Below are 21,655 nucleotides of genomic sequence, written 5' to 3'. Positions count from 1 at the left end.
GTCTAAAGACATAATAAAAAATAAGAATGCGGTTCTAATCCGCATCCTTACTGATATTTGATCTCTTTTTTCAAATAAATTATTGTTGATTTTTAATTATGATTTTCGAATTTAAATTTGCTCCACGGTTTGATGTAATCAAGCATAAAAATTTCATTTTCAGGAATTCGGCCAACCAGATTTTTCCGTGAATCCTGATGAGGTTCCAGAACGATCTGTAATTCATTTTTATACCGGCCAAACTCATCATTGCCGACAACAATATCCCCGCGTTTAAATTCGTGTTCGTTATCATGCGGCGGGTTCGGTTGATCAGCGTATTTGACCCGAACCTGCGTTGACCGAATCGTCATGGCGGTAATGTCGCCCCGACGGAAATGAAGATTATCTTCCAAAATCGTCTTTTCGATTGGATTAACTTCTGGAACATAATCAACATCTAAAGTGATGCAGTAACGATCAAGCGCTGCTAAACTTTTTAGTTCTTCATCCGAAGCATAGCAGTTCCCAATAATGACCGTATCGATCAGTCCCGTTGCAAATAAATGCTTAGCCTGAACGGCGATCGGCAAATGCCGGTGCATTTCAAGGGTCGGCAAGCCATCATTTATGTTCCACGGACCGCCTTGTGTCAAAGCATCCTGGCTTGTGATAAAGGCCGATGTCTTGATTCCGTGTTTTTTGAACCGTTGACTACACTTGACGAAGAAGTCATACGGCAATCCACTGCCTTCTTGCGGATAAAAGTTATGGCACCCGTAAATGTACGGAACGTTTGCTTCGTACGATAAAATATTGTCCAAGTAAGCAACGTTATTGCTCATGTTCAATTCAATGTTTAACCCATACGGATTATATGAAATCAATGATTCCTTCAATCCGTCGAAGCCTTCATCAAGCCGGATTACGCTGGCCCCAAGATCAGCAAAGAACCTTAAATCATCGTATGAAATTCCAAGTTGCTTAAAAATTCCCGGATTAATGTCTAAAATGACTTCAAAACCGTGATCACGTGCAAAGCTAATAATGTTTTTAAATTTAGCCGCCGTTGCTTCTTTGCCGTCTTGAACTTCAAGCATACTCATAAATAACCGCGTGAATCCTAAATCGGCTGCTTTTTTGATATATGCTTTATCCTTTTCCGGATCACTATGATCGGGATAAACTGAAATTCCCAGTTCGCGTTTCATGTGAAAACTCATCCTCTCTTAATGAAAAAGGTGCAGTTAAGCTTTTCCCTGCACCTTTTTATAATTTATTTTTCTAATTTGGCAATTCGTTCATACATATCAACCATTTCACCGGCAAGATCCCGGAACGTAATGGCGTTCATCAAATGATCTTGGGCATGAACCGTTAACAATGTTACCGGTTGGTGATCGCCTTGAGCTTCTTTGGTTAACATTTCCGTTTGCGAATTGTGAGCTTCATTCAAAGCTTGATCCGCTGCATCTAATTTTTTATGAGCTTCTTCAAAATCACCTTTTTTAGCAGCCCGAATTGCTTCAAAGGCAAATCCTTTAGCGTTCCCGCCGTTCATGATCAAGCCCATTGTTGCTTCTAAGTTTGGTTGTTCTTCAGCCATTAATTATCTCTCCTAGTATCAGATTAGCCTTCGATCAAGCTGATTGCTTGGTTTAAGACCTTTTCACCGTCCATCATGCCGTATGCTTGCATGTCGATAACGGCCAATGGAATATCATTGCCTAAGCTGTTCTTACGGCCTTCAAGCATTCCTTTAAAGTCATCTTGCATGTAACTAACTTGCGGTCCAAGCAAAACGCAGTCAATTGTCTTTGAATCCAATTGAGCACGCGCATCACTTGCAGCCGTTGCAAAAATATCGGCATCAATGCCCTTTTCCTTAGCTGCAGCCTGCATCTTTGTTACTAACAAACTTGTACTCATTCCTGCTGAGCAGTTTAACATAATTGTGTATTTAGCCATTTTATTCATCTCATAAATCTTAATATTCTAATTTTGATAGCGCTTTCTTCACACTTAAATTATAGCACCTTCACCATAACTTGAAAAGCATTATCAAAATATTTAAATGTAACTTAAGCTTGCGTTTCCGCCTTCTTGGCATTTGCCATTTGAGCCTGAACTTTGCGCTTATCAGCCTTCTTGAAGAAGTATACGTATACCAATGAATCAACTGCAATCAAGACAACCTGCAATACAGCCCCTGAAATATGGCCGGTTGCCAAGTAACCTGAAATAATTGCTGGAGTTGTCCATGGAACCATGATTCCAATCGTTTTAGCAACGATTCCGCTAGCCATTGCAAAGTAGGTGATCAAAACATTCAATAATGGAGCCACGATAAATGGAACCGCGATGAACGGGTTCATAACTACCGGGAACCCAAAGACTAATGGTTCATTGATGTTGAAGAATGCCGGAGCAATTTCCAACTTAGCCAATGTCTTGTATTCGTCACTCTTGGCAAACATGATCATCATAATTGCAAGTCCTAATGTGGCCCCTGAACCACCAATGTGAACAAAGTTATCAAAGAATTGTTGGGTAACAATGTTTGGTAATGCTTTGTGAGCGGCAAAGGCAACTGCATTTTGTTGCATGGCTGCTAACCAGATTGCCGTCATCACACCTGAAACAACGTTGGCCCCGTGAATCCCGAAGATCCATAAGAATGAAACTAAGAATTCACAAATCAATGCGCCTGGTAAACTTGTTCCAACAACTGATAATGGCTTGAAAATGAATTGCATCAGGTTTGGAATGGTCTCAATCGGTGTGAATGAAACTCCCATCCGAATCACCCAAACAAGCAATAAGCAGAAGAAACCTGGGAACAAGGCTGTAAATGAATCACTTACAGCTGGTGGTACGCTGGCTGGCATCTTGATCGTGATCTTCTTATGAACCATCCAAACGTAAAGGTCAGTTAAGAACAGCCCGATAATAATGGCGATAAATAATCCGGTTGATCCTAATTGATCTAACGGAATCCAGAATGTCCCATCCTTATGCATTGTGAATGGGATTGTTAAGAAGAAGCCACACATTGCAACCAGTGCTGCCGGCAATGGAGCCACATCGCCATAACTCTTAGTCAGGTTGTATGAAATCCCGATTACCGCAATTAATCCCATCAAATCAAATGAAGCATATGTGATTTGTTGGATAACAACGTTCCAATGCGGACCAAATGTATGGGCCATAAACTTCAAATATCCTTGAATTGGAAACTGTCCAATAATCATGAACACTGACCCAATCACAATCAATGGAACGGCTTGGGCGATCCCATCCCGTAGTGCGACCATGTGACGTGAATTGGAGATTTTACCAATCACTTTCATTACTTTATCTTTCATATTTCCCTTTGAAGACATTTGCTTCATCCCCTTAAAATATACTCACGCAAACGTTGACTCAAATAATATTAAAATTATTACTGAATGATTGCATTATTATGACAACGCTTACATTTTTAATTTAACATAAAAACTAAGGAATGCAAACCTTGATTTTTATAAATTAGCTACTACTTGTTTTCCATTGCCAATCCTTCTTGAATCTTCTTTTTATCAGCCTTCTTAAAGAAGCCAACGCAGATCAAAACATCAACTGCCAAGCAGACAATTTGAGTAATTGCGCCGGAAATGTGACCAGTTGCCAGGTTACCCTGAGATCACAACTGGTATCCCCGATCGTCTTGGCACATAATCAGCGTTCTATCCAAAATGCTAGACGAAGAATATACTTTGAGAAACAACTTCGCCGTTAAGATTCTTGAAAAATTATCTGATTCAAGCAAGTTTAATTAAGAAAATCAGAATGCAAATTAGACGAAGTTAATGAAATGATCAATAAAATGAAGAACGGCGAAATCAAGGGCCGGAAAGTCATCAAATTCTAATAAAACTTGATTGAATAACAAAAAGCCATTTCAGCGAATTAACGTTGAAATGGTTTTTTTTATCTTAAAACTTAATCTCTTGGCCGTTAACTTTTACAGAATACGTTAAGTCTTTCAAGTTAGCTTCCATAACAACTTTTCGACTACCATCTGCACTTAAACGTGTAATGATAATTGAATGTTCATCTGGCGTTTCAACGTCGATTGAACCGTCTAAATCAAATGCGGCTTCGTTATTCCGGAATGATAACAGTTTTAATAATGAAGCAACAACCGGGCGTTTAACTTCTTCAGCAACCTCTTCTTTTGTATAGTAATGCCGATTAATATTCCGTCCCTCTTTTGTTTCTTCAAGCAACTTGATATCGTTCTTTCCAGCAAGTAACCCAACATAGTATACTTGCGGAATTCCCGGTGCGAAGGCCTGAATCAGCCGTGACATGAAGTACCGTTGATCGTCATCACCAAGAGCTGAATAGAAGGTCGTGTTGATCTGATAAATATCAAGGTTATGATATTCTGCACTTGAATACTTCTTCTTTACATTTGCTCCAATTCGATAAAGCTCATTAGTGGTAAAGTCAATTTGGTCTTGCGTTAAAATATCCCGTGCATCGACTACCCCAATCCCATCATGGGTATCAAGGGTTGTAAATTGCTTCATTGGACTCATTGTTAACCATTTAGCAAGCTGATCGGTCTTCCCGCTATAAATTGAATAGAGGGTAACCATTGGTAAGGCAAAGTCATAAACAAAGTATCCATGATCTGAAATCTTAAATGGCATACTGTAATGTTCATGAATTTCAGGTAAGATTTCAGCCTTCTTAGCTTTAACAACTTCATCAACTTCGTTTAACAAGTCCCAAATTTCGGGTTCAACAAAGAAGTCATTCGTTCCAAATTTCTTAACCGCGTATGCAAACGCATCGAGCCGAATAATGTCAGCACCGTGATCAATTAAGCTTTCAAGAGTTGATTTAATGAAATCCTTTGTTACTTGTGTCCGAACATCCATATCAATTTGCTCTTCGCCGAAGGTATTCCAGAGTTTTTCCGTTGTTCCATCATCAAAATGAATTTCTTGATATGGTGCCCGATCTTTTCGTTTATAAATCAAATCAATATCTTCTTGAGTTGGGTGTCCTTCTGGCCAGAACTTATCCCAACTTAAGAACAAATCTGCCCATTTGCTGGCATCTTTATTCTTCTTGAAATCTTTATAATATTCTGATTGACGCGAAATATGATTGATCATAAAGTCAAACATTAAATAATACTTTTCGCCTAACTTTTCAACGTCTTCCCATGTTCCGAATTGTGGATCAACATCTTTGTAATCAACCGGTGCAAAGCCCCGATCACCCGTTGAAGGGAAGAATGGCAATAAGTGAACCCCGCCAACTGCATCCCCAAAGTCTTGTTCCAAGACTTCTGTTAATTCCTTAATGTTTTTTCCTAAACTATCCGGATAGGTAATCAACATTGCTTTATTCTGAACCGTCATCTTCATTCCCCGCTTTTTAGTCAATTACCTTAAACCGGTAACTGCTGCTTGCATAATCGTGATGGTAAAATGGATTGAAAAATCCAACGTTCATCAATTCATCGCCACCAAAGATTTCTTTCGTTTCAACGTTTTGATAATGCTTTTGCGGATCAAGTCCAACTAACTTAGTAATCGTTGACAATGCTTGAGCATCTGCCATTGTTTGGAATTGTTTTACTAAAACATCTTTCTTGTCTGGTGAAACAAACATCCATGCACATTCATTTGATGTATATGGACTCTTCAAACGGTAGAAATCGCCAAATTGAACAAGATGACGAATTTCTTTATATTCAGCAACTTGTTTTGTTACCATTGCTTTTTCATCATCACTCATTTGAGTCAAGTCTAATTCATATCCAAAGACACCGCTCATTGCACAGTTCCCACGGGTTTCAAATGATGTTTGCCGCCCGGTTTGTTGGTTTGGTGAAACTGAAACGTGAGCCGTCATCGTTGATGTTGGATAGACGTATGACGTTGCATATTGGATCCGTTGACGGGCAACTGCATCCGTATTGTCACTTGCCCACGACTGTGGCATGTAATATGCCCAGCCGGTATCAAAGCGGCCGCCGCCACCTGAACAACCTTCAAAGAGAATTTCAGGGAAGTCACTTGTGATTTGATCAACCATTTCATATGCACCTAAAATATACCGGTGATATACTTCACCTTCTTGATCTGCAGGAAGTTTAAGCGAATAAACATCTGATAAATGCCGGTTCATATCCCACTTGACATAATCAACATCATTTTCTCGTAAAATCTTTTCAACCTGACCGATGATATTATCGCGGACATCTTTCCGGGTCAAATCAAGTAAGTATTGATTCCGGGATGGTGATGGTTTCCGTCCAGGAACAGCCATCATATAATCTGGATGTTCACGGTACAAATCTGAATCAATTGAAATCATTTCAGGTTCAAACCACAAGCCAAATTTAAGACCTTTATTATGAACGTAATCTGCAAAGTGCTTCAAGCCCTTTGGAAACTTCTTCTGATCAACGTACCAGTCACCCAATGATGAGTTATCATCATCACGATGACCAAACCAGCCATCATCAAGAACAAACATTTCAATGCCAAGTCTTTGGGCTTCGTCAACAATCGGCGTTAATTTTTCTTCGGTAAAGTCCATAAAGGTTGCTTCCCAGTTATTAACTACGATTGGCCGTTCTTGATCACGATACTTCCCGCGAACAACCCGTTCTTGAATCAAGTGATGGAAGGTTTGGCTCATTCCGTTAAATCCTTCGTCAGAGTATACAATCAAACTTTCAGGTGTTTGGAACTTTTCGTTTGAAGCTAATTTCCATGCAAAGTTGTAATCGTTGATTCCGCATGTTACCCGGGTTTGTTGAATTTGGTCGCGTTCAACTTCAATTGCGAAGTTGCCAGAATAGACTAAGTCAAATCCATAAACTTCGCCATTCATTTCATCCGTATTCGGTGAACAAAGTGCAACAAAGTTATTCATTTGGTGACTTGTTGTTCCCCGCCGGCTTTCATATTTCCGAACGCCCCGATTTAAGTGAGCCCGTTCCATGTCGCGTTCATTGGCGTGAGCTCCTGGGAAGCTAACAACATCTAACGGCTGATTTGGCAAGTCAATTTGCATTGATGCTACCTTATCAAGGTAAATAGTTGCATCCCCATTGTTCTTTATCTGAGCCGACCGGGCAATCACTGCGCGATCACGGTAAATTGTATATAATAATGTCACTTCAACATCTGAAACTTGATCTTTAAGAGTAACATAAAGAGTTTCAGCTTCATCGTCAGATTCAACATATGTTGCTGGCAGGCCCTTTAATTTCGGCTTCCCGGCTTCGATCCGGTAACCCTGATATTCAAACCGTGAGGCCCGTGATCCGTTTTCTTGGCGAACAATTACCGCCGGCGTGCGATAATCACAAATTCCGCTTGTACTGTATTCTTGCATTAAGGTGTCTGGTGAAAATGTCCGGTCTAATGATCCGGGAAGGTTTCCAGAAAAGCCCCGGTCAATTCGAGGGTAATTCATTTCGCCATGATATTCATTAATTCTTTTTCCGTAATATAAATGATTTAGTAATCCACCTTCGACAACTGAAAAAATGTATGAAATTTTGTCATTATGAAGATGAAATACTTTATTTTGTTCATCAAAACTAATTAGATTTGCCATTCAAAAGCCTCCCCGAATATTTAGTGATTAACTGCGTCAATAAACTTCATAAATGCTTGATGTCCTTGGTCATCCCGCTTGAAGACCCCCGCATCTTCAAGAACTCGAACAAAGACTTTCCCGATTTCATCTTGAACAATCGCATGAACGTTTTGTTCATTCAAAGTCGGTGATTCCTTTTTAATTTTATCTGCCCATTCACGGTGATAATCAGCAATTTGATTGTCTTTACCAATCAAATACTTTTCAACTTCTTGCATTTCCGTCTTCAAGCGTGGCGGTAAGATTGCTAATCCCATAACTTCGATCAGACCGATATTTTCCTTCTTGATATGCTGAACATCTTTATGTGGATGGAAAATTCCATCTGGATATTGAGCGGATGTTTGGTTATCACGTAAAACGAGATCAAGTTCATACTTTCCGTTCCGCATCCGCGCAATTGGGGTAATCGTATGATGCCATTCGCCGTTTGATTGAGCAACGACGGATACAGATTTATCAGTGTAATGATTCCATTTTTGCAAAATTTTATCTGCTAAGTCACAAATCTGATTCATGTTTGAACTTGTTAATCGAATCACTGACATTGGCCACTTAACGATTCCAGCTTCAACATTTTCAAAACCTGCAAATTTGATTGGCGTTTCAATCGGGGCCGTTTCCATTGCAAACGTATGCCGTCCGCCTTGATAATGTTCATGCGATAAAATCGAACCGCCAACAATCGGAAGGTCAGCATTACTGCCTGCAAAATAACCCGGAAACTTTTGAACGATCGTCAATAATTGCTTAAATGTTTTTTTATCAATTACCATTTCTTCATGAACAGAATCTAAAAAAATGCAGTGTTCATTGAAGTAGGCATATGGTGAATACTGGAATCCCCATTGATGACCATCAATATCAAGCCGGATGATGCGGTGGTTAGTTCGTGCCGGGTAATTGATTCGTCCTTGATAGCCTTCATTTTCCATGCAAAGGTTACATTTCGGGTAACCGGAAGCCTTCATTTTCTTTGCAAGCGCAATTTGCTTTGGATCCTTTTCGGGCTTGGAAAGGTTAATGGTAATTTCAATGTCGCCATATTCACTTGGATGTTTGAAGTAAATATTTTTCGCAATTGCCTTCGTTTTAATATAATCATTTCGTTTACTTAAATCATAAAATGCAGCAATCGCTTTTTGCGGTGAAATTTGATATTCATCCCAGAAACGCCGGTTTACGATGCTTGGAGCCGGCGTAATAAAGTCCATTAATTCTGCTCCAAGATTATCCTGTTCATTGGCAGTGTCACCAATCTTTTGGTTTTGAATGGCAACTTGAACCAGTTGATTTTTCAATTCGATCAAATCATCCGTTTCTGGAGCGGCTGTAATATTTTCTTCTCCAACAAGGTTTAAAACCCGGTTCTTCAAATAATTGCGGTCAAGGCTTTCATAGTCGCTTTCGTTAATTACGCCACAAACAAACTTATCAACTAAACTCTTCACACTCATCATTGTCACTCATCTTTCTCTTTTATAATTCATGGGTTCCATCGGCAACTTCCGCAACAAAGAACCGCGGAGCATAACCAATTTTTTCTTCATAAACTTTTCCAACGTTTTTTTCGAATTCATCAACCTTATCTTTGGCAACCAATGCAATTCCGCTGCCGCCAAAGCCTGCACCACACATTCTTGCTCCTAAAACACCTGGTTGCTTCCAAGCTTCATGTGCAAGTGTATCAAGTTCTTTTCCTGTTACTTCATAATCATATTCAAGGGAAACATGCGAAGCATTTTGAAGTCGTCCAAATTCTTCCAAGTCACCTTTTTCAAGGGCTGCTTCTCCACGAAGACAGCGTTGATTTTCTGAAACAGCATGCCGTGCGCGCTTCAAATGAGTTTCATCTTTCAATAAATATGAGTATTCATCAAAGGTTTCATTATCTAGTTCACCCAAAGCCTTAATATCCAACTTTTGTTGGAGTTCTTTAACAGCTTCCTGACATTCTGCAACCCGCTCGTTGTATTTTGATTCAACTAAAGCCCGTGGTTTATTCGTATTCATAATTACAATTACATTGTCCTTTAAGTCTAACGGAACGTACTTGTAATCCAAAGTATTCGTATCAAGTAAGATTGCATGACCCTCTTTACTCATTCCAACTGCAAATTGATCAAGAATTCCTGAGCTCAAACCTAAAAATTCATTTTCAGTTTTAACTCCCATTTTAACAAGGTCGAGCCGGTCAACGTCGAGGTCAAACAAGGATTGAACCATTACTCCAAACAGCATTTCAATTGATGCTGATGATGATAACCCTGATCCTCCTTGAGGAAGATTTCCCCAAATGTAAATGTCCATTCCTTGTTCAACCTGATAACCTGCTTCGCGTAAATAATAAATCATTCCCTTAGCATAGTTCGTCCAATTATCTTCTTTTTTGTATTTCAGGTTATTTAAATCAGTCTCAATTATTCCTAATTTTTCAAAGTTTCCTGAATAGAAACGTAATTTTTGATCATCACGTTTCTTGGCAGCTCCCCACGTTCCAAGGGTAATCGCACACGGAAAAACATGTCCCCCATTATAATCTGTATGTTCCCCAATCAAATTGATTCTTCCAGGTGAGAAGAAACAATTTTCCGGCTTAACCCCAAACACTTCTTCAAAATTCATTTCAAGTTCTTTTTTATCCATAATTTTCATCCCCATGTCCTTATTTATGTAAGCGATTTATTACACTATTCATTATAATGATTTTAGTAAAAATCATCAATAGTTTTAGTTAATATTTACTAATTAAAATTAACTAAATTATCAAAGTAAATTTTTAACTTATGATACAATAGTACATAGACATTAAAGCAAGGAGATTAATTTTGGCAACAATCAAAGACATTGCAGCAATAGCAAACGTTTCATCTGCCACTGTTTCGCGGGTTTTAAACTATGATAAAACCCTTTCCGTTAGCGAAGAAACAAAGAAAAGAATCTTTATGGCAGCAGAAAAATTAGATTACCTAACCAAACGAAAACAAAAAAAGAAAAACGTGGGTGGGACCATTGCAATTATTCAATGGTACACCGAACAAGAAGAACTAGATGACCTGTATTACTATTCAATTCGGACTGGAATCGAACAGCGGCTTCACGAATTAAAGTATAACGTTCGCCGGGTATTTCATAATGATTCTCTTGATCGTGCTCAAGATGTTGACGGAATCATCGCAATTGGAAAGTATAGTGATGATGAAATCAAACGTTTTGAAAAAATCAACACTAACCTTGTTTTTGTTGATTCAAATACGCTTGCATCTAATCATAGCTGTGTGGTTCCTGACATTAATGACGCGGTCACCGAAGTGATTGATTACTTTATCGACCATGGTCAAAATAAAATTGGTTTACTTGCAGGAGAAGAATCAACTAACGACGGTCAAAAAGACATCATTGATCCGCGTTTTACATCATTTAAAAACTATCTCACTGATTTATCGCTTTATAAATCAAAATACGTTTATGTCGGCGAATTCACTGCCAAATCAGGATATGAGATGATGAAACAGGCAATCACTGAGCTGGGCAATGATCTACCGCATGCTTTCTTCGCCGCAAATGACTCGATTGGAATTGGAGCAATGCGCGCCTTGCAAGAAGCAAATATTAAAATTCCCGAAGAAGTTGGCATCATTTCTTTTAACGATACTTCAATTGCAAAATACGTTTATCCTTCATTAAGTTCTGTCCGGGTTTACACTAAGCAAATGGGAATTGAAGCCGTTAATCGGTTGAAATCAATCATTGAAAATGGTGACGAATACTGTCAGATGATTACTTTGAAAACAAAGTTAATTTTAAGAGATAGCAGCATATAAAAAGGATTCACGATCAATTGGTCGTGAATCCTTTTATTTTAATCAATTCCTTCAATTGTGAATGTAATATCATACTTCTTTTCAGCAGATAAACAATATTCTTGGTGAACAGGAGCTCCCCAAGAATCATCACCGCCGACACCCATTTGAGCTGCTAAAATTCGAACCCAAGTAGTTTGCGAAAGCGGGAGTTCTTCTTGATGCGATGCATTTTCTAACTCAAATTCATTGTAAGGAAGAACTGAACTTTCAAATGGCTTATCCAGCATTTCAAACCTTACTCCTACCCCTTGAGAATTTGTCACTTCTAAAAAGCGGGTTCCCATATGATTTCCCGTTTCTTGCGGTACTAAATACGGTGCTAAATTGCTTTCAGCATTTCCCTGATAAATTCCTAATTTAACTCCTGAATGCCGATCAAGATAATTTTCTTCGGGTCCTAAGCCATAAAACCGATATTTATCAAACTGTTTATTCAGCCCTAATTCAATTCCATATAACGGCAACAAAGGTAATTGCGAAGTTCCTTGGAAACATACATTTACTTTTAATTTTCCGGTTTCATCCATTGAATATTTCACGTAATTATATTGGTCTTTCACCTGTGGAAGTTGATATTTGAACATGATTTCGACATTATTATTTTCAATTTTTTGTTGAATGTCGACAACTTTTTGATATTTTTCAGCCTGGAACCAATACCCGGTCTCAAACCCGAATTGGTTTCCACGATCATTATCAGTTAATGCCCGTGCAAAGATCGTCCTCGGAGTTGTTTTTAAAATCTCTTGACCGTCAAAAACATATGATACAATTCCACCAGTTGCCTTTGAAATTAAAATTTTAAGATTTTTGCCCTGAATTCCAAGGTTTACATCGCCATTAACTACTTTAAATGGAACTTTCTTTGATTTAGAAGACTCCTTAAATCGCTTAATTTGCTGTGCAAAGCATAACTCTACTCCTGCTGGAATTCCTTTGATTGCATCCTTTTGAACAGCATCAACTTCAAAAACATATTCACCTTCTGGCTTGATTTGTGGCCAGTCAGCATCAATTTTCTTTGTCGTTAATGGTGCAATATCCTCAAAAACGCTTTTTCTCCAAATTTCATGACCATCTTTTAAAAGACGAATATGAAATTCAATATCTGAAGTGGATTTAAAAAGATTTTGATTTTCAATTTCAATTCTTTGTCCATTATCAATTTGGAGTTTCAAATTACTATACAATTGTTTTACTTCAACTGCCTTTGGTGATGGTTTTCGATCAGCAAACAAAATTCCATCACCCGAGAATTCATAATCAGCAGGGCGGTCATCCCAATCACCGCCATATGTCAACCGTTTTTGACCATTCTCCATTTGTTGTTCAATTGCTTGATCAACAAAGTCCCAAATAAATCCTCCTTGGTACTGTTCATAACGTTTTTCCAAGTCAGTATATAATTTCATTCCGCCAGTTGAATTTCCCATTGAATGCATATATTCACATGAAATATATGGTTTTGCTGGATGTGATTGTAGATATTCCTCGATTTCATTTGGCTTGGCATACATCCGACTTTCCATATCCGAAATCATTTCATACTTGCGGTTCCAAAAACATCCTTCATAGTGAACTAAACGGGTATCATCCAATTTGTGAAAAAGATTTGACATTGCCAAGATATCTTCACCCGCATATGACTCATTTCCACAGGACCATATTAAAATGGAAACATGGTTTTTATCACGCTGAAACATTGAATTAGCTCGGTCGCATACTGCATCCCTCCATTTAGGATTATTTCCCGGGACATTCCATTCCGGATCCAATTTACCTAATTTCTGCCATGATCCATGACTTTCCAAATTAGTTTCATCAATTAGATAAATCCCGTATTCATCACAAAGACGATACCATCGGCTATCATTCGGATAGTGCGATGTTCGAACTGCATTAATGTTGTGTTGTTTCATAAATTCAATGCCTTGAATCATTTCACTTAACGTCAATGCATGTCCTGTTTGATAGTCGAATTCATGACGATTAATTCCTTTGAAAACAATTCGTTTTCCATTTAACAGCATTACACCGTTTTTCATTTCAAATGTTCTAAAGCCAACCCCTGTAGTTACTACCTCTGTAACTTCACTTTTCTTCTTAAGCTTAAGAACCAATTTATATAAATTAGGAATTTCTGCACTCCATGGTTCAATATCATTTAAATCAACTGTTAAATTTAAATGCGGTTGTTGAATATCGCTGACAATATGTCTCCATATAATCACATGCTTTGGGTCTTGTAACTGACATTCAATTTCACCATCTTTTAATGCCTTAGACAATTTAATCCTAAGTTCAAGATGTCCTTTATTCGCTTTATAATTCAGTGTCGCCTTTGCAAACAAATCTTTAACTGAAAAATCAGGTTTGCCGTATATGTAGACATCACGAAATATTCCTGACAACCGCCACATGTCTTGATCCTCAATCCAACTTGAACTTGCAAATTTAAACACTTGAACTACTAAACGGTTTGTCCCTTCCTGAATTGCATCAGTAATTTCAAATTCACTTGGAGTAAATGAATCTTCACTATAACCAATAAACTTTCCATTGAGCCAAACATACATTGCAGTTTGAACACCTTGAAATGAAATATAAATATGCTTTTGTTTACGAATGACATCAGTAATTTCAAAGTCTTTTGCATAGTTTGCAACCGGGTTGGAAGCCGGAACTTGAGGCGGTCTTAATTCCTCTTTTCCATCCCATGGATATTGAGTATTAACATATTGCGGTGTTCCAAATCCCTGAAGTTCCAATTGTCCTGGAACTTTTACATAATCCCATGAATGGATATCCAAATTATGAAAATCAAAACCTTTTACGTTTTGATTTAAGTCTTTAGCATATAAAATTCTCCACATTCCATTCAGACTTTGTTTTAAACGAGTTTTCTGTTTTTGATATTCATCGTCATTTGCATAAAAATCAAAATCTGCATGCGCCGGTTGACGGTTAACCTCAAATATTTCTGGATTACTTAACCATGCATAATTAAATTCATTACTTTTCATGTTTTCCCTCCTAAAAGAAAAGATTAAGGATCAAAATCATGATGAAATCAATCCTTAATCTCCTAATAACTACTTATCTTCATATCCTTCCGGATGGCTTGAATGCCATTTCCAAGCTGTTTCAATCAATTTGTGGACATCGTCATATTGCGGATTCCATCCTAATACCCGCCGCGCTTTGTCAGAAGCAGCAATTAATGTATCCGGATCACCGCCGCGCCGGCCAGCAATCTCTGCTGGAATTTCTTTTCCAGTCACTTCACGAGCAGCCTTTAACATTTCAAGGTTCGAGAACCCCGTCGATGATCCAAGGTTGAATGCATCTGAAGGATTACCATTTCGTAAATAATCAGCTGCTAAAATGTGCGCATCAGCGAGATCGATTGGGTGGACGTAATCCCGAATATTCGTTCCATCCGGTGTATTATAATCATCGCCATAAATTTGCAGCTTCTCGCGTTTTCCTTGAGCGACTTGCAAAATAATTGGCATTAAGTGAGTTTCCGGGTTGTGATCTTCTCCAATCGAACCATCTGGCCATGCACCAGCAACATTAAAGTACCGTAATGCAACGAACTTCATTCCATAGGCTTCATCAGCCCAGTGCATAATCTTTTCCATCATTAACTTGCTTTCGCCATATGGATTGATCGGATTTTGCGGATCAGTTTCCTTAATCGGCATCTTATCTGGAATCCCATAGGTTGCAGCTGAAGATGAGAATACTAATTTATTAACACCGACTTCCTTCATCACTTCAAGAAGTTTAATTAATCCGGCAACGTTGTTATCAAAATACTTCAATGGTTTTTTCATTGATTCTGGAACCAGCGAATATGCCCCGAAGTGAATTACAACATCAATGTCTGGATTTTCCTTAAAAACATTCCGCATAAAGTCTTGATCAGCTAAATCACCTTCATAGAATTTAGCTTGGGGATCAACCGCTGCCCGGTGACCAGTTACCAAATTATCAACAACAACTGGCGTTTCCCCTTTTTCGAGCAATCGCTTTACCATGTGTGAGCCGATATAACCTGCTCCGCCTAAAACTAAAGTTGTCATTTTTTTCTCCTCCTTCGAAATTTATAAAAATGGAAGACTATCGATCAGTCTTCCATTTAATTTCTATTAATTCTTAATTAACTTCATTACGTTAGTTGAAGAATCAATCGTCTGGTTATCCTTTGGTAAGACATCTACTTGATCAAATTCCTTTGTATTTGTAATTGTTACCATGACGGTATCATCATATCCAGCTTTCTTAATTGCTGGATCCCAGAATTCCATTATTTCTTCACCCTTATGAATTTGCTGGCCTTGTTCAACATATGAAACAAATCCTGTTCCGTGCATGTTGACCGTTCCGATTCCGATATGAATCAGCATAATTACGCCATGTTCAGATTCGATTCCAATTGCATGCCGGGTTGGAAAGACTTGCCGCACAACTCCGTCAAATGGTGCATAAACAGCTCCATCACTTGGTTTCAAGGCAAATCCTTGCCCCATTTGACCTGATGCAAATGTTTGATCACTAACATCTTTAAGCGGAAGATATGTTCCTTTAATTGGCGCAACAATATCATATTCACCAGCAACTGCATGTTCACCTGTTCCAACGCTTGTATCGTTTTCTTCACCCCAACTCTTTTCAAGTTGTTCAACAATTTCAGCGTGCCGTTTTTCAGTTAATGTAACCTTCTTCCAGAAGAAGAATGTTCCCAATAAGATCAAGATAACTGGCAAAGCAATTACAAATAATTTAAATGTCATTACATTTCCAGGTGTAATTGTCTTGTAAGTATAACCTGAAGTCATGTGTGATAAGATGGCGATCGGTCCAATGCACCAACCAGCAATTGCTCCGCCTAACTTATCTAACAATGGCCGAACTGACAACGTTAATGATTCATCCCGGTGTCCAAGTTTTAATTGACCATATTCAATTGAATCGGTGATCGTCATTAAAATAACAAGGAAAATAACAGCTTGAGGAGCTGCAAACATTTCCATTGCAAGAACAACTAATGCAAGGTTCTTTCCTGCAATTGCTAATAATCCTGCACCGCAGAACATAATTAAAATACATGCATAAAATACATTCTTGCGGTTAAACTTCTTTGCTAAAGCTGGAAAGGCTGAAATTGAGAAGAATCCCAAAATCATGTTGATCGTTCCAATGATTGCAAATTTTGAAGATTCACCTAAAACATATGTAAAGTAGTAAAGTTCAGCAGAATTAAAAATATTAATCCCAATGCAGTATAAACCATATGAAACAGCTGTCCACATTAATTGATCATTTCCAAGAAGAACTTTGAAAACATCTTTTAATTTCGTTTCTTCTTTGTTCTTACGTAAATCTGAATCGAGTTCGTGTGTTCCGAAGCAAACAACTAAAACCGTAATAATTACAATCGCAGCGGTAATCATCCCAAACATTGACCATCCGCGAAGGTCCCCTGAACCACCGTTCTTTGTCAATGAGAAGAACAATACCAATGGCATGATAACCATTCCGACTAAGTTGGCCCCGATATTTGAACCGATCCGGGCAAAGGTCGAAATCTTTTCACGTTCGCCAGAATCAAATGTCAATGAAGACATTTCTGACCAAAAACTTGTATCTTTGAATGAATAAAAAATATCCATTGAAATATATAAAACAGCAAAAATTGCTAAGTAAATGAGTGGATGAGTCCGATTTAATCCGCCCATATTCGTAAAGAGAACGGCTAATGCGATCGAACTTACCATCCCGCCTCCAAAGATCCAAGGCTTAAATTTTCCCCAGCGCGTCTTTGTCCGGTCAATGGCATTCCCAATAATTGGGTCAATAAAGAGTTCAACGATCCGCAATAACGCAATTATGTTAGTGATATATAAGATCATTGCATTGTCGCCTTTACCAAACAGATGCGACGTTACAAACATGATAAAGTATGTCGAAAGAACTGCGTAGAACCAGTCATTTCCAAATGCACCGATAGCATATGAAATCCGTGTGACCCACTTGTTCCCCTTTTCTTGTTGGACATTATCTTTCATAATGTAACCCCTTTCTTATTAACTTACAATGTTAATTGTAACTGTTTTCTAGTAAAAATCAATATAATTTTACTAAATTTTTCTGATTTATTTTACTATAATTTTTACTAGCTTTATCAACCGGCACAATTCCAACCTTATCAAAGAATTCTTGCATTTAACTAGTCTTGCTTGTTCCTCGTTGGCAGATGAACTATTACAAAAATAAGAAGATATTTATTTCTTATAGGTTTTAGTTTACGGGGAGGAATTTTTATGGGAAAAAATCAGACTAAAAAGCCGCAAAAATATTACATGTCGACTTTAGCCCTTACAATGCTGAACGTCGTCATGATTGCGGGATTAGCAAATGACCCGCAACAGGCTTTTTATGGTTTATCATCAGTAACTTACTTTGCAATTGGATTTATTCTGTTCTTCATCCCAACAGCCCTTGTTTCCGCTGAACTTGCTAGCGGCTGGCCGCAGCGGGGCGGTATTTTTCGATGGGTTGGTGAAGGAATCGGCAAAGGTTGGGCATTTACCTGTTTAATTATCTTGTGGTTCCAATCAACCTTTAATCTTGGAGCCGGAATGCCAAACTTCGCAGCCACAATTATGTTTTTCACGCCGCATTATCATCGGGCAATTCAATTTTTACAGCATCCGCAACATGAAATTTTAATCATGTGTGCCTTCATCGTCCTGTTCTGGTTCGTTACCTGGTTGGCTGCTCGCGGAACCAAGACATTTTCAAACATTGCCAAATACGGGGTAATTATTGGAACGTTTATTCCACTTGCAATCATGATCATTTTAGTAATCGTTTGGCTTTGCCAAGGTCATAAGCCAGCAATGCCGGTCCATGCTAAAGATCTTATCCCGCAATGGAACGGAATGGGAACGTTAGCGCTGGTTGCCGGCGTCCTTTTCTCGTGGGCTGGAATTGATATGAATGCTGCGCACATTAAAGAGTTGAAACATCCGTCAAAGCAATATCCGGTTTCAATCTTCTTCGCTGGAATCCTCGCCCTGTTGATCTTTGTAATTGGGACTTTGATCATCGCAACCGTTATTCCAGCAAGCAAAATCAACATTCTTGATGCATTATTTGTAACGTTCCATGACCTGGGAGCAACAATTCACGCTCCATGGCTGTACATGCTCTTTATTTATGCGAACTTTCTCGTATTGTTTGCCATGTGGATCACCAACCTTGCTGGACCATCATTTATGCTTGGCCAGGCTGGTCAAAGCGGGTTATTACCTAAATGGCTTCAAAACTATAACAAACACGGAATGCCATCTAAGATGATGTATTTCCAAGCAATTTGCGTGACCGTGATTGCCTTTTTAGTAAAATTACTACCAAATGTTGAAGGGTTCTTCGTAATGATCACCCAAACGATCACCATTTTATATTTGCTGTATTACATTATTATGTTTGTCGCCTTTATCCGTTTGCGTTATACCCAAGCTAACCGTCCACGTTCATTCAAGGTTCCAGGCGGTAAATTCGGTGCCTGGCTGATTACGATCGTTGGAATCGCATCGTCCGTCTTCGGAATTGTTCTTGCTTTCTATCCGCCAACTCAGGTGAAAAAAGAAGTTGGTTCTGGAACGGTTTATGATGCAACGATCGCTTGCCTTGTCGGCGTCGTCTTATTAGTTGCATTCGGCCTTTATCAATTATCAAAGCACCATAATGCAACCCACAACAATGACTGGGTCAATGCGGATAATAAATTTGCTCCTTATACATGGGAAATCGAAGGCCTAAAGAAGCCACAAAAAGTTCAATCCAATGTTCCAACCGACATCATGGCAAAGGATCAACGGCCAATGGGAGTACCGATCAAGTATCACTTTGACCCCAACGCCCATGTTGATGTTCCGCAAGATTGGGCGAAGGCTGATGCGCCGCTTGAAAAATATGCTCAAGCAATGCGTAAGGACTCCCATTCTGATCACTGATTTGCGATATTATTAAATTTTGATTAGAATATAATTAAAAGGAACTTTAGGTCCGCGACTTGAAAGGAGTTTTTAATATGGAAAATGTTCAATTTGTTCTTGGCGGTGCTCCGGTCACAAAGGGGAAACAAGCATCGATCAAGGATAACCTCTATATGCACGTTAATTATGATTGGCTTCAAAAAGCTCAAATTCCAGCTGACAAACCAGCAGCCGGCAGTTTTCAAGACATGGACGAAGCCGTTCACCAAAAATTAATGAACGACTTTGACCGTTATCATCAAGGAAAACTTTCAGCTCCTAACCCAATGTTTGCCGAAGCAATGAAATTCCATCGCCTTGCCCTTGACTTTAGTCAACGGGAACATGAAGGTGTTACGCCGTTATTGGAAGTCATCAAGCCAATTCAAAAACTTTCGCTTCTTGCTGATTTAAGCCATCAATTAAGCGACTGGATCAGAAACGGTTTCCCGCTTCCATTGACGATCGACGTTGAGCCTGATTGGAAGAATACTGCTCAAAATGCCGTCTTTATGTATGCCCCGGATTTGATTTTGCCGGATAAAACCTATTACACCAAACCGGAAAGTGATGAATTACTGCATACCTGGGCAACGATGACAAGCCAATTATTGCAAGCTCTTGGTTATGACCAAAAGCAAGCTGCGGATATCGTTAACCAAGCGCTTGTCTTTGATAAACTGCTTGTACCGCATGTTCTTCCAGCTGATGAACTCGCCGATTATCCAAAACAGTATAATCCGCGGACACTGAAAGAAATCCAACAATACAGTCAAAGCTTTGATTTCGCATCCACAATTTCAGAACTGATTGATGATCATCCGGAAAAGGTGATCGTTACCCAACCGCAGTTCTTTGAACACTTTGATCAAATTGTAAACGACACGACCTTCAAGAACCTCAAGAGCTGGATCTTAACGAAGACCGTGAACTCGCTTGCTAAGTTACTGACAGATGATTTGCGGCAAACCGCCGACCAATTCCATCAAAAACTTTCCGGAACGCAAAAGCCAGTTTCTCAACGGAAATTTGCATATCAAATCGTTGATGAAACATTTAAATATGTGATTGGCGACTTCTACGGCAAGAAGTATTTTGGCGAAGACGCCAAGGCTGATGCAACTAAGATGATCCAACAAATGATTCAAATTTATAAGCACCGGCTTGAAAAAAATGACTGGCTTGGTGACCAAACCCGGGCAAAGGCGATCACGAAACTTGACCACATCGCCATTAAGGTTGGATTCCCTGAAAAAATTAAACCGGTGTATGCCAAAATGAAAATTATTCCAGCCGAAGACGGCGGAACATTACTTGGGAACTATCTCAATGTTGAACGGGTTAAAATTGCTGATAATTTTGAAAGTTACCATCGCCCAGTTGATCGAACTGAATGGGATATGCCATCGCAACTTGTTAATGCATGCTATGATCCGTCGCGCAATGACATCACATTCCCCGCAGCAATCTTAGAGAAGCCATTTTATGACTTGCATCAATCACATAGCAAAAACTTTGGCGGAATCGGGTGTGTAATGGGCCATGAAATTTCACACGCGTTTGATAATAACGGTGCTCATTTTGACGAATACGGCAATATGACCAACTGGTGGACTAAGGAAGATTTCGCCCACTTTGAAAAGTTAACCCGGGAAATGATCAATGAATTTGACGGAATTCCATTCGCCGGCGGAACCGTGAACGGTAAGCTTGTCGTTTCAGAAAACATCGCGGATAACGGCGGAATGAGTTGTGCGCTTGAAGCCCTTAAACAAAGTGCTGACGCCGACTTACAAGAATTCTTCACTAACTGGGCAACCATTTGGCGGATGAAAGCCAGCCCGGCATACGAAAAGATGCTCCTTGCAACTGACGTGCACGCTCCTGAAATGCTGCGCGGAAATGTGCAACCGCAAAACTTTGATGATTTCTACCAGACATTTGATATTTATCAAGGTGATGGGATGTGGCTTGAACCGGATAAACGGGTTCAGATTTGGTAAAAGTGAATAAGTAAAAAAGATTGGGGTCTATAACATTTAGTATTGGTGAAAATATCATCAATACTATTTTTTTGACTTTTAGGTA

The 21,655-nt window shown here is 39.0% G+C and carries 14 protein-coding genes; 3 read left to right on the top strand and 11 right to left on the bottom strand.

Annotation, left to right across the window (positions count from 1 at the left end; all coding sequences use genetic code 11):
• Positions 1-92: 92 nt before the first annotated feature.
• From A3O17_RS06385 to A3O17_RS06350, 8 genes are all read right to left on the bottom strand, one after another.
• Positions 93-1,190, bottom strand: coding sequence for a DUF871 domain-containing protein (locus tag A3O17_RS06385; RefSeq protein WP_064212884.1), 1,098 nt, complete (start codon positions 1,188-1,190; stop codon positions 93-95).
• Between the two features lie 65 nt (positions 1,191-1,255).
• Positions 1,256-1,585 carry a PTS lactose/cellobiose transporter subunit IIA gene (locus A3O17_RS06380; protein WP_057827120.1) on the bottom strand — a complete coding sequence of 110 codons (330 nt, stop codon included), beginning with the start codon at positions 1,583-1,585 and terminating at the stop codon, positions 1,256-1,258.
• Positions 1,586-1,608: 23 nt separating this feature from the next.
• A complete protein-coding gene (locus A3O17_RS06375; RefSeq protein ID WP_064207572.1) occupies positions 1,609-1,947 on the bottom strand; it encodes a PTS sugar transporter subunit IIB in 339 nt (112 codons plus the stop codon).
• 113 nt (positions 1,948-2,060) lie between these two features.
• Positions 2,061-3,371 carry a PTS sugar transporter subunit IIC gene (locus tag A3O17_RS06370; RefSeq protein WP_064207573.1) on the bottom strand — a complete coding sequence of 437 codons (1,311 nt, stop codon included), beginning with the start codon at positions 3,369-3,371 and terminating at the stop codon, positions 2,061-2,063.
• A gap of 582 nt (positions 3,372-3,953) precedes the next feature.
• On the bottom strand, positions 3,954-5,396 hold the full coding sequence (gene gtfA / locus A3O17_RS06365; RefSeq protein ID WP_064212887.1) for a sucrose phosphorylase: 1,443 nt from the start codon (positions 5,394-5,396) through the stop codon (positions 3,954-3,956).
• Positions 5,397-5,412: 16 nt separating this feature from the next.
• Positions 5,413-7,611 carry an alpha-galactosidase gene (locus A3O17_RS06360; protein WP_064212883.1) on the bottom strand — a complete coding sequence of 733 codons (2,199 nt, stop codon included), beginning with the start codon at positions 7,609-7,611 and terminating at the stop codon, positions 5,413-5,415.
• Positions 7,612-7,631: 20 nt separating this feature from the next.
• Positions 7,632-9,110 carry a UDP-glucose--hexose-1-phosphate uridylyltransferase gene (gene galT, locus A3O17_RS06355; RefSeq protein WP_064212886.1) on the bottom strand — a complete coding sequence of 493 codons (1,479 nt, stop codon included), beginning with the start codon at positions 9,108-9,110 and terminating at the stop codon, positions 7,632-7,634.
• Between the two features lie 22 nt (positions 9,111-9,132).
• Positions 9,133-10,299, bottom strand: coding sequence for a galactokinase (locus tag A3O17_RS06350; RefSeq protein ID WP_064212885.1), 1,167 nt, complete (start codon positions 10,297-10,299; stop codon positions 9,133-9,135).
• 182 nt (positions 10,300-10,481) lie between these two features.
• Here A3O17_RS06350 and A3O17_RS06345 point away from each other — a divergent pair, with 182 nt between their 5' ends.
• On the top strand, positions 10,482-11,477 hold the full coding sequence (locus tag A3O17_RS06345) for a LacI family DNA-binding transcriptional regulator (protein ID WP_064212882.1): 996 nt from the start codon (positions 10,482-10,484) through the stop codon (positions 11,475-11,477).
• A gap of 38 nt (positions 11,478-11,515) precedes the next feature.
• On the opposite strand, the gene A3O17_RS06340 is transcribed toward A3O17_RS06345, so the two are convergent.
• The 3 genes from A3O17_RS06340 to A3O17_RS06330 form a co-directional block, all read right to left on the bottom strand.
• Positions 11,516-14,542, bottom strand: coding sequence for a glycoside hydrolase family 2 TIM barrel-domain containing protein (locus A3O17_RS06340; protein ID WP_064212881.1), 3,027 nt, complete (start codon positions 14,540-14,542; stop codon positions 11,516-11,518).
• 69 nt (positions 14,543-14,611) lie between these two features.
• Complete coding sequence (gene galE / locus A3O17_RS06335; RefSeq protein ID WP_064212880.1) at positions 14,612-15,607, bottom strand: UDP-glucose 4-epimerase GalE; 996 nt, start codon at positions 15,605-15,607, stop codon at positions 14,612-14,614.
• 66 nt (positions 15,608-15,673) lie between these two features.
• On the bottom strand, positions 15,674-17,593 hold the full coding sequence (locus A3O17_RS06330; protein WP_064212879.1) for a glycoside-pentoside-hexuronide (GPH):cation symporter: 1,920 nt from the start codon (positions 17,591-17,593) through the stop codon (positions 15,674-15,676).
• A gap of 255 nt (positions 17,594-17,848) precedes the next feature.
• Between A3O17_RS06330 and A3O17_RS06325 the strand changes: the two genes are divergently transcribed.
• Positions 17,849-19,546: an APC family permease gene (locus tag A3O17_RS06325; protein WP_064212878.1), complete on the top strand. Its 1,698-nt coding sequence runs from the start codon at positions 17,849-17,851 to the stop codon at positions 19,544-19,546.
• Positions 19,547-19,623: 77 nt separating this feature from the next.
• Positions 19,624-21,570, top strand: a complete 1,947-nt coding sequence (locus A3O17_RS06320; RefSeq protein WP_064212877.1) for a M13 family metallopeptidase — start codon at positions 19,624-19,626, stop codon at positions 21,568-21,570.
• Positions 21,571-21,655 lie beyond the last annotated feature (85 nt).

Origin of the sequence: Ligilactobacillus aviarius (assembly GCF_001654615.1) — a bacterium.
Lineage (GTDB): Bacteria > Bacillota > Bacilli > Lactobacillales > Lactobacillaceae > Ligilactobacillus > Ligilactobacillus aviarius_B.
Note: the sequence above shows the minus strand (reverse complement) of the source record. Positions and strands in the feature narration are given on the sequence as shown.

Bases quoted from the DNA above. Each gene is read 5' to 3' on its own strand.
- A3O17_RS06385 (WP_064212884.1), bottom strand. From the start codon at position 1,190: ATGAAACGCGAACTGGGAATTTCAGTTTATCCCGATCATAGTGATCCG.
- A3O17_RS06380 (WP_057827120.1), bottom strand. From the start codon at position 1,585: ATGGCTGAAGAACAACCAAACTTAGAAGCAACAATGGGCTTGATCATG.
- A3O17_RS06375 (WP_064207572.1), bottom strand. From the start codon at position 1,947: ATGGCTAAATACACAATTATGTTAAACTGCTCAGCAGGAATGAGTACA.
- A3O17_RS06370 (WP_064207573.1), bottom strand. From the start codon at position 3,371: ATGAAGCAAATGTCTTCAAAGGGAAATATGAAAGATAAAGTAATGAAA.
- gtfA (WP_064212887.1), bottom strand. From the start codon at position 5,396: ATGACGGTTCAGAATAAAGCAATGTTGATTACCTATCCGGATAGTTTA.
- A3O17_RS06360 (WP_064212883.1), bottom strand. From the start codon at position 7,611: ATGGCAAATCTAATTAGTTTTGATGAACAAAATAAAGTATTTCATCTT.
- galT (WP_064212886.1), bottom strand. From the start codon at position 9,110: ATGAGTGTGAAGAGTTTAGTTGATAAGTTTGTTTGTGGCGTAATTAAC.
- A3O17_RS06350 (WP_064212885.1), bottom strand. From the start codon at position 10,299: ATGGATAAAAAAGAACTTGAAATGAATTTTGAAGAAGTGTTTGGGGTT.
- A3O17_RS06340 (WP_064212881.1), bottom strand. From the start codon at position 14,542: ATGAAAAGTAATGAATTTAATTATGCATGGTTAAGTAATCCAGAAATA.
- galE (WP_064212880.1), bottom strand. From the start codon at position 15,607: ATGACAACTTTAGTTTTAGGCGGAGCAGGTTATATCGGCTCACACATG.
- A3O17_RS06330 (WP_064212879.1), bottom strand. From the start codon at position 17,593: ATGAAAGATAATGTCCAACAAGAAAAGGGGAACAAGTGGGTCACACGG.
- A3O17_RS06325 (WP_064212878.1), top strand. From the start codon at position 17,849: ATGGGAAAAAATCAGACTAAAAAGCCGCAAAAATATTACATGTCGACT.
- A3O17_RS06320 (WP_064212877.1), top strand. From the start codon at position 19,624: ATGGAAAATGTTCAATTTGTTCTTGGCGGTGCTCCGGTCACAAAGGGG.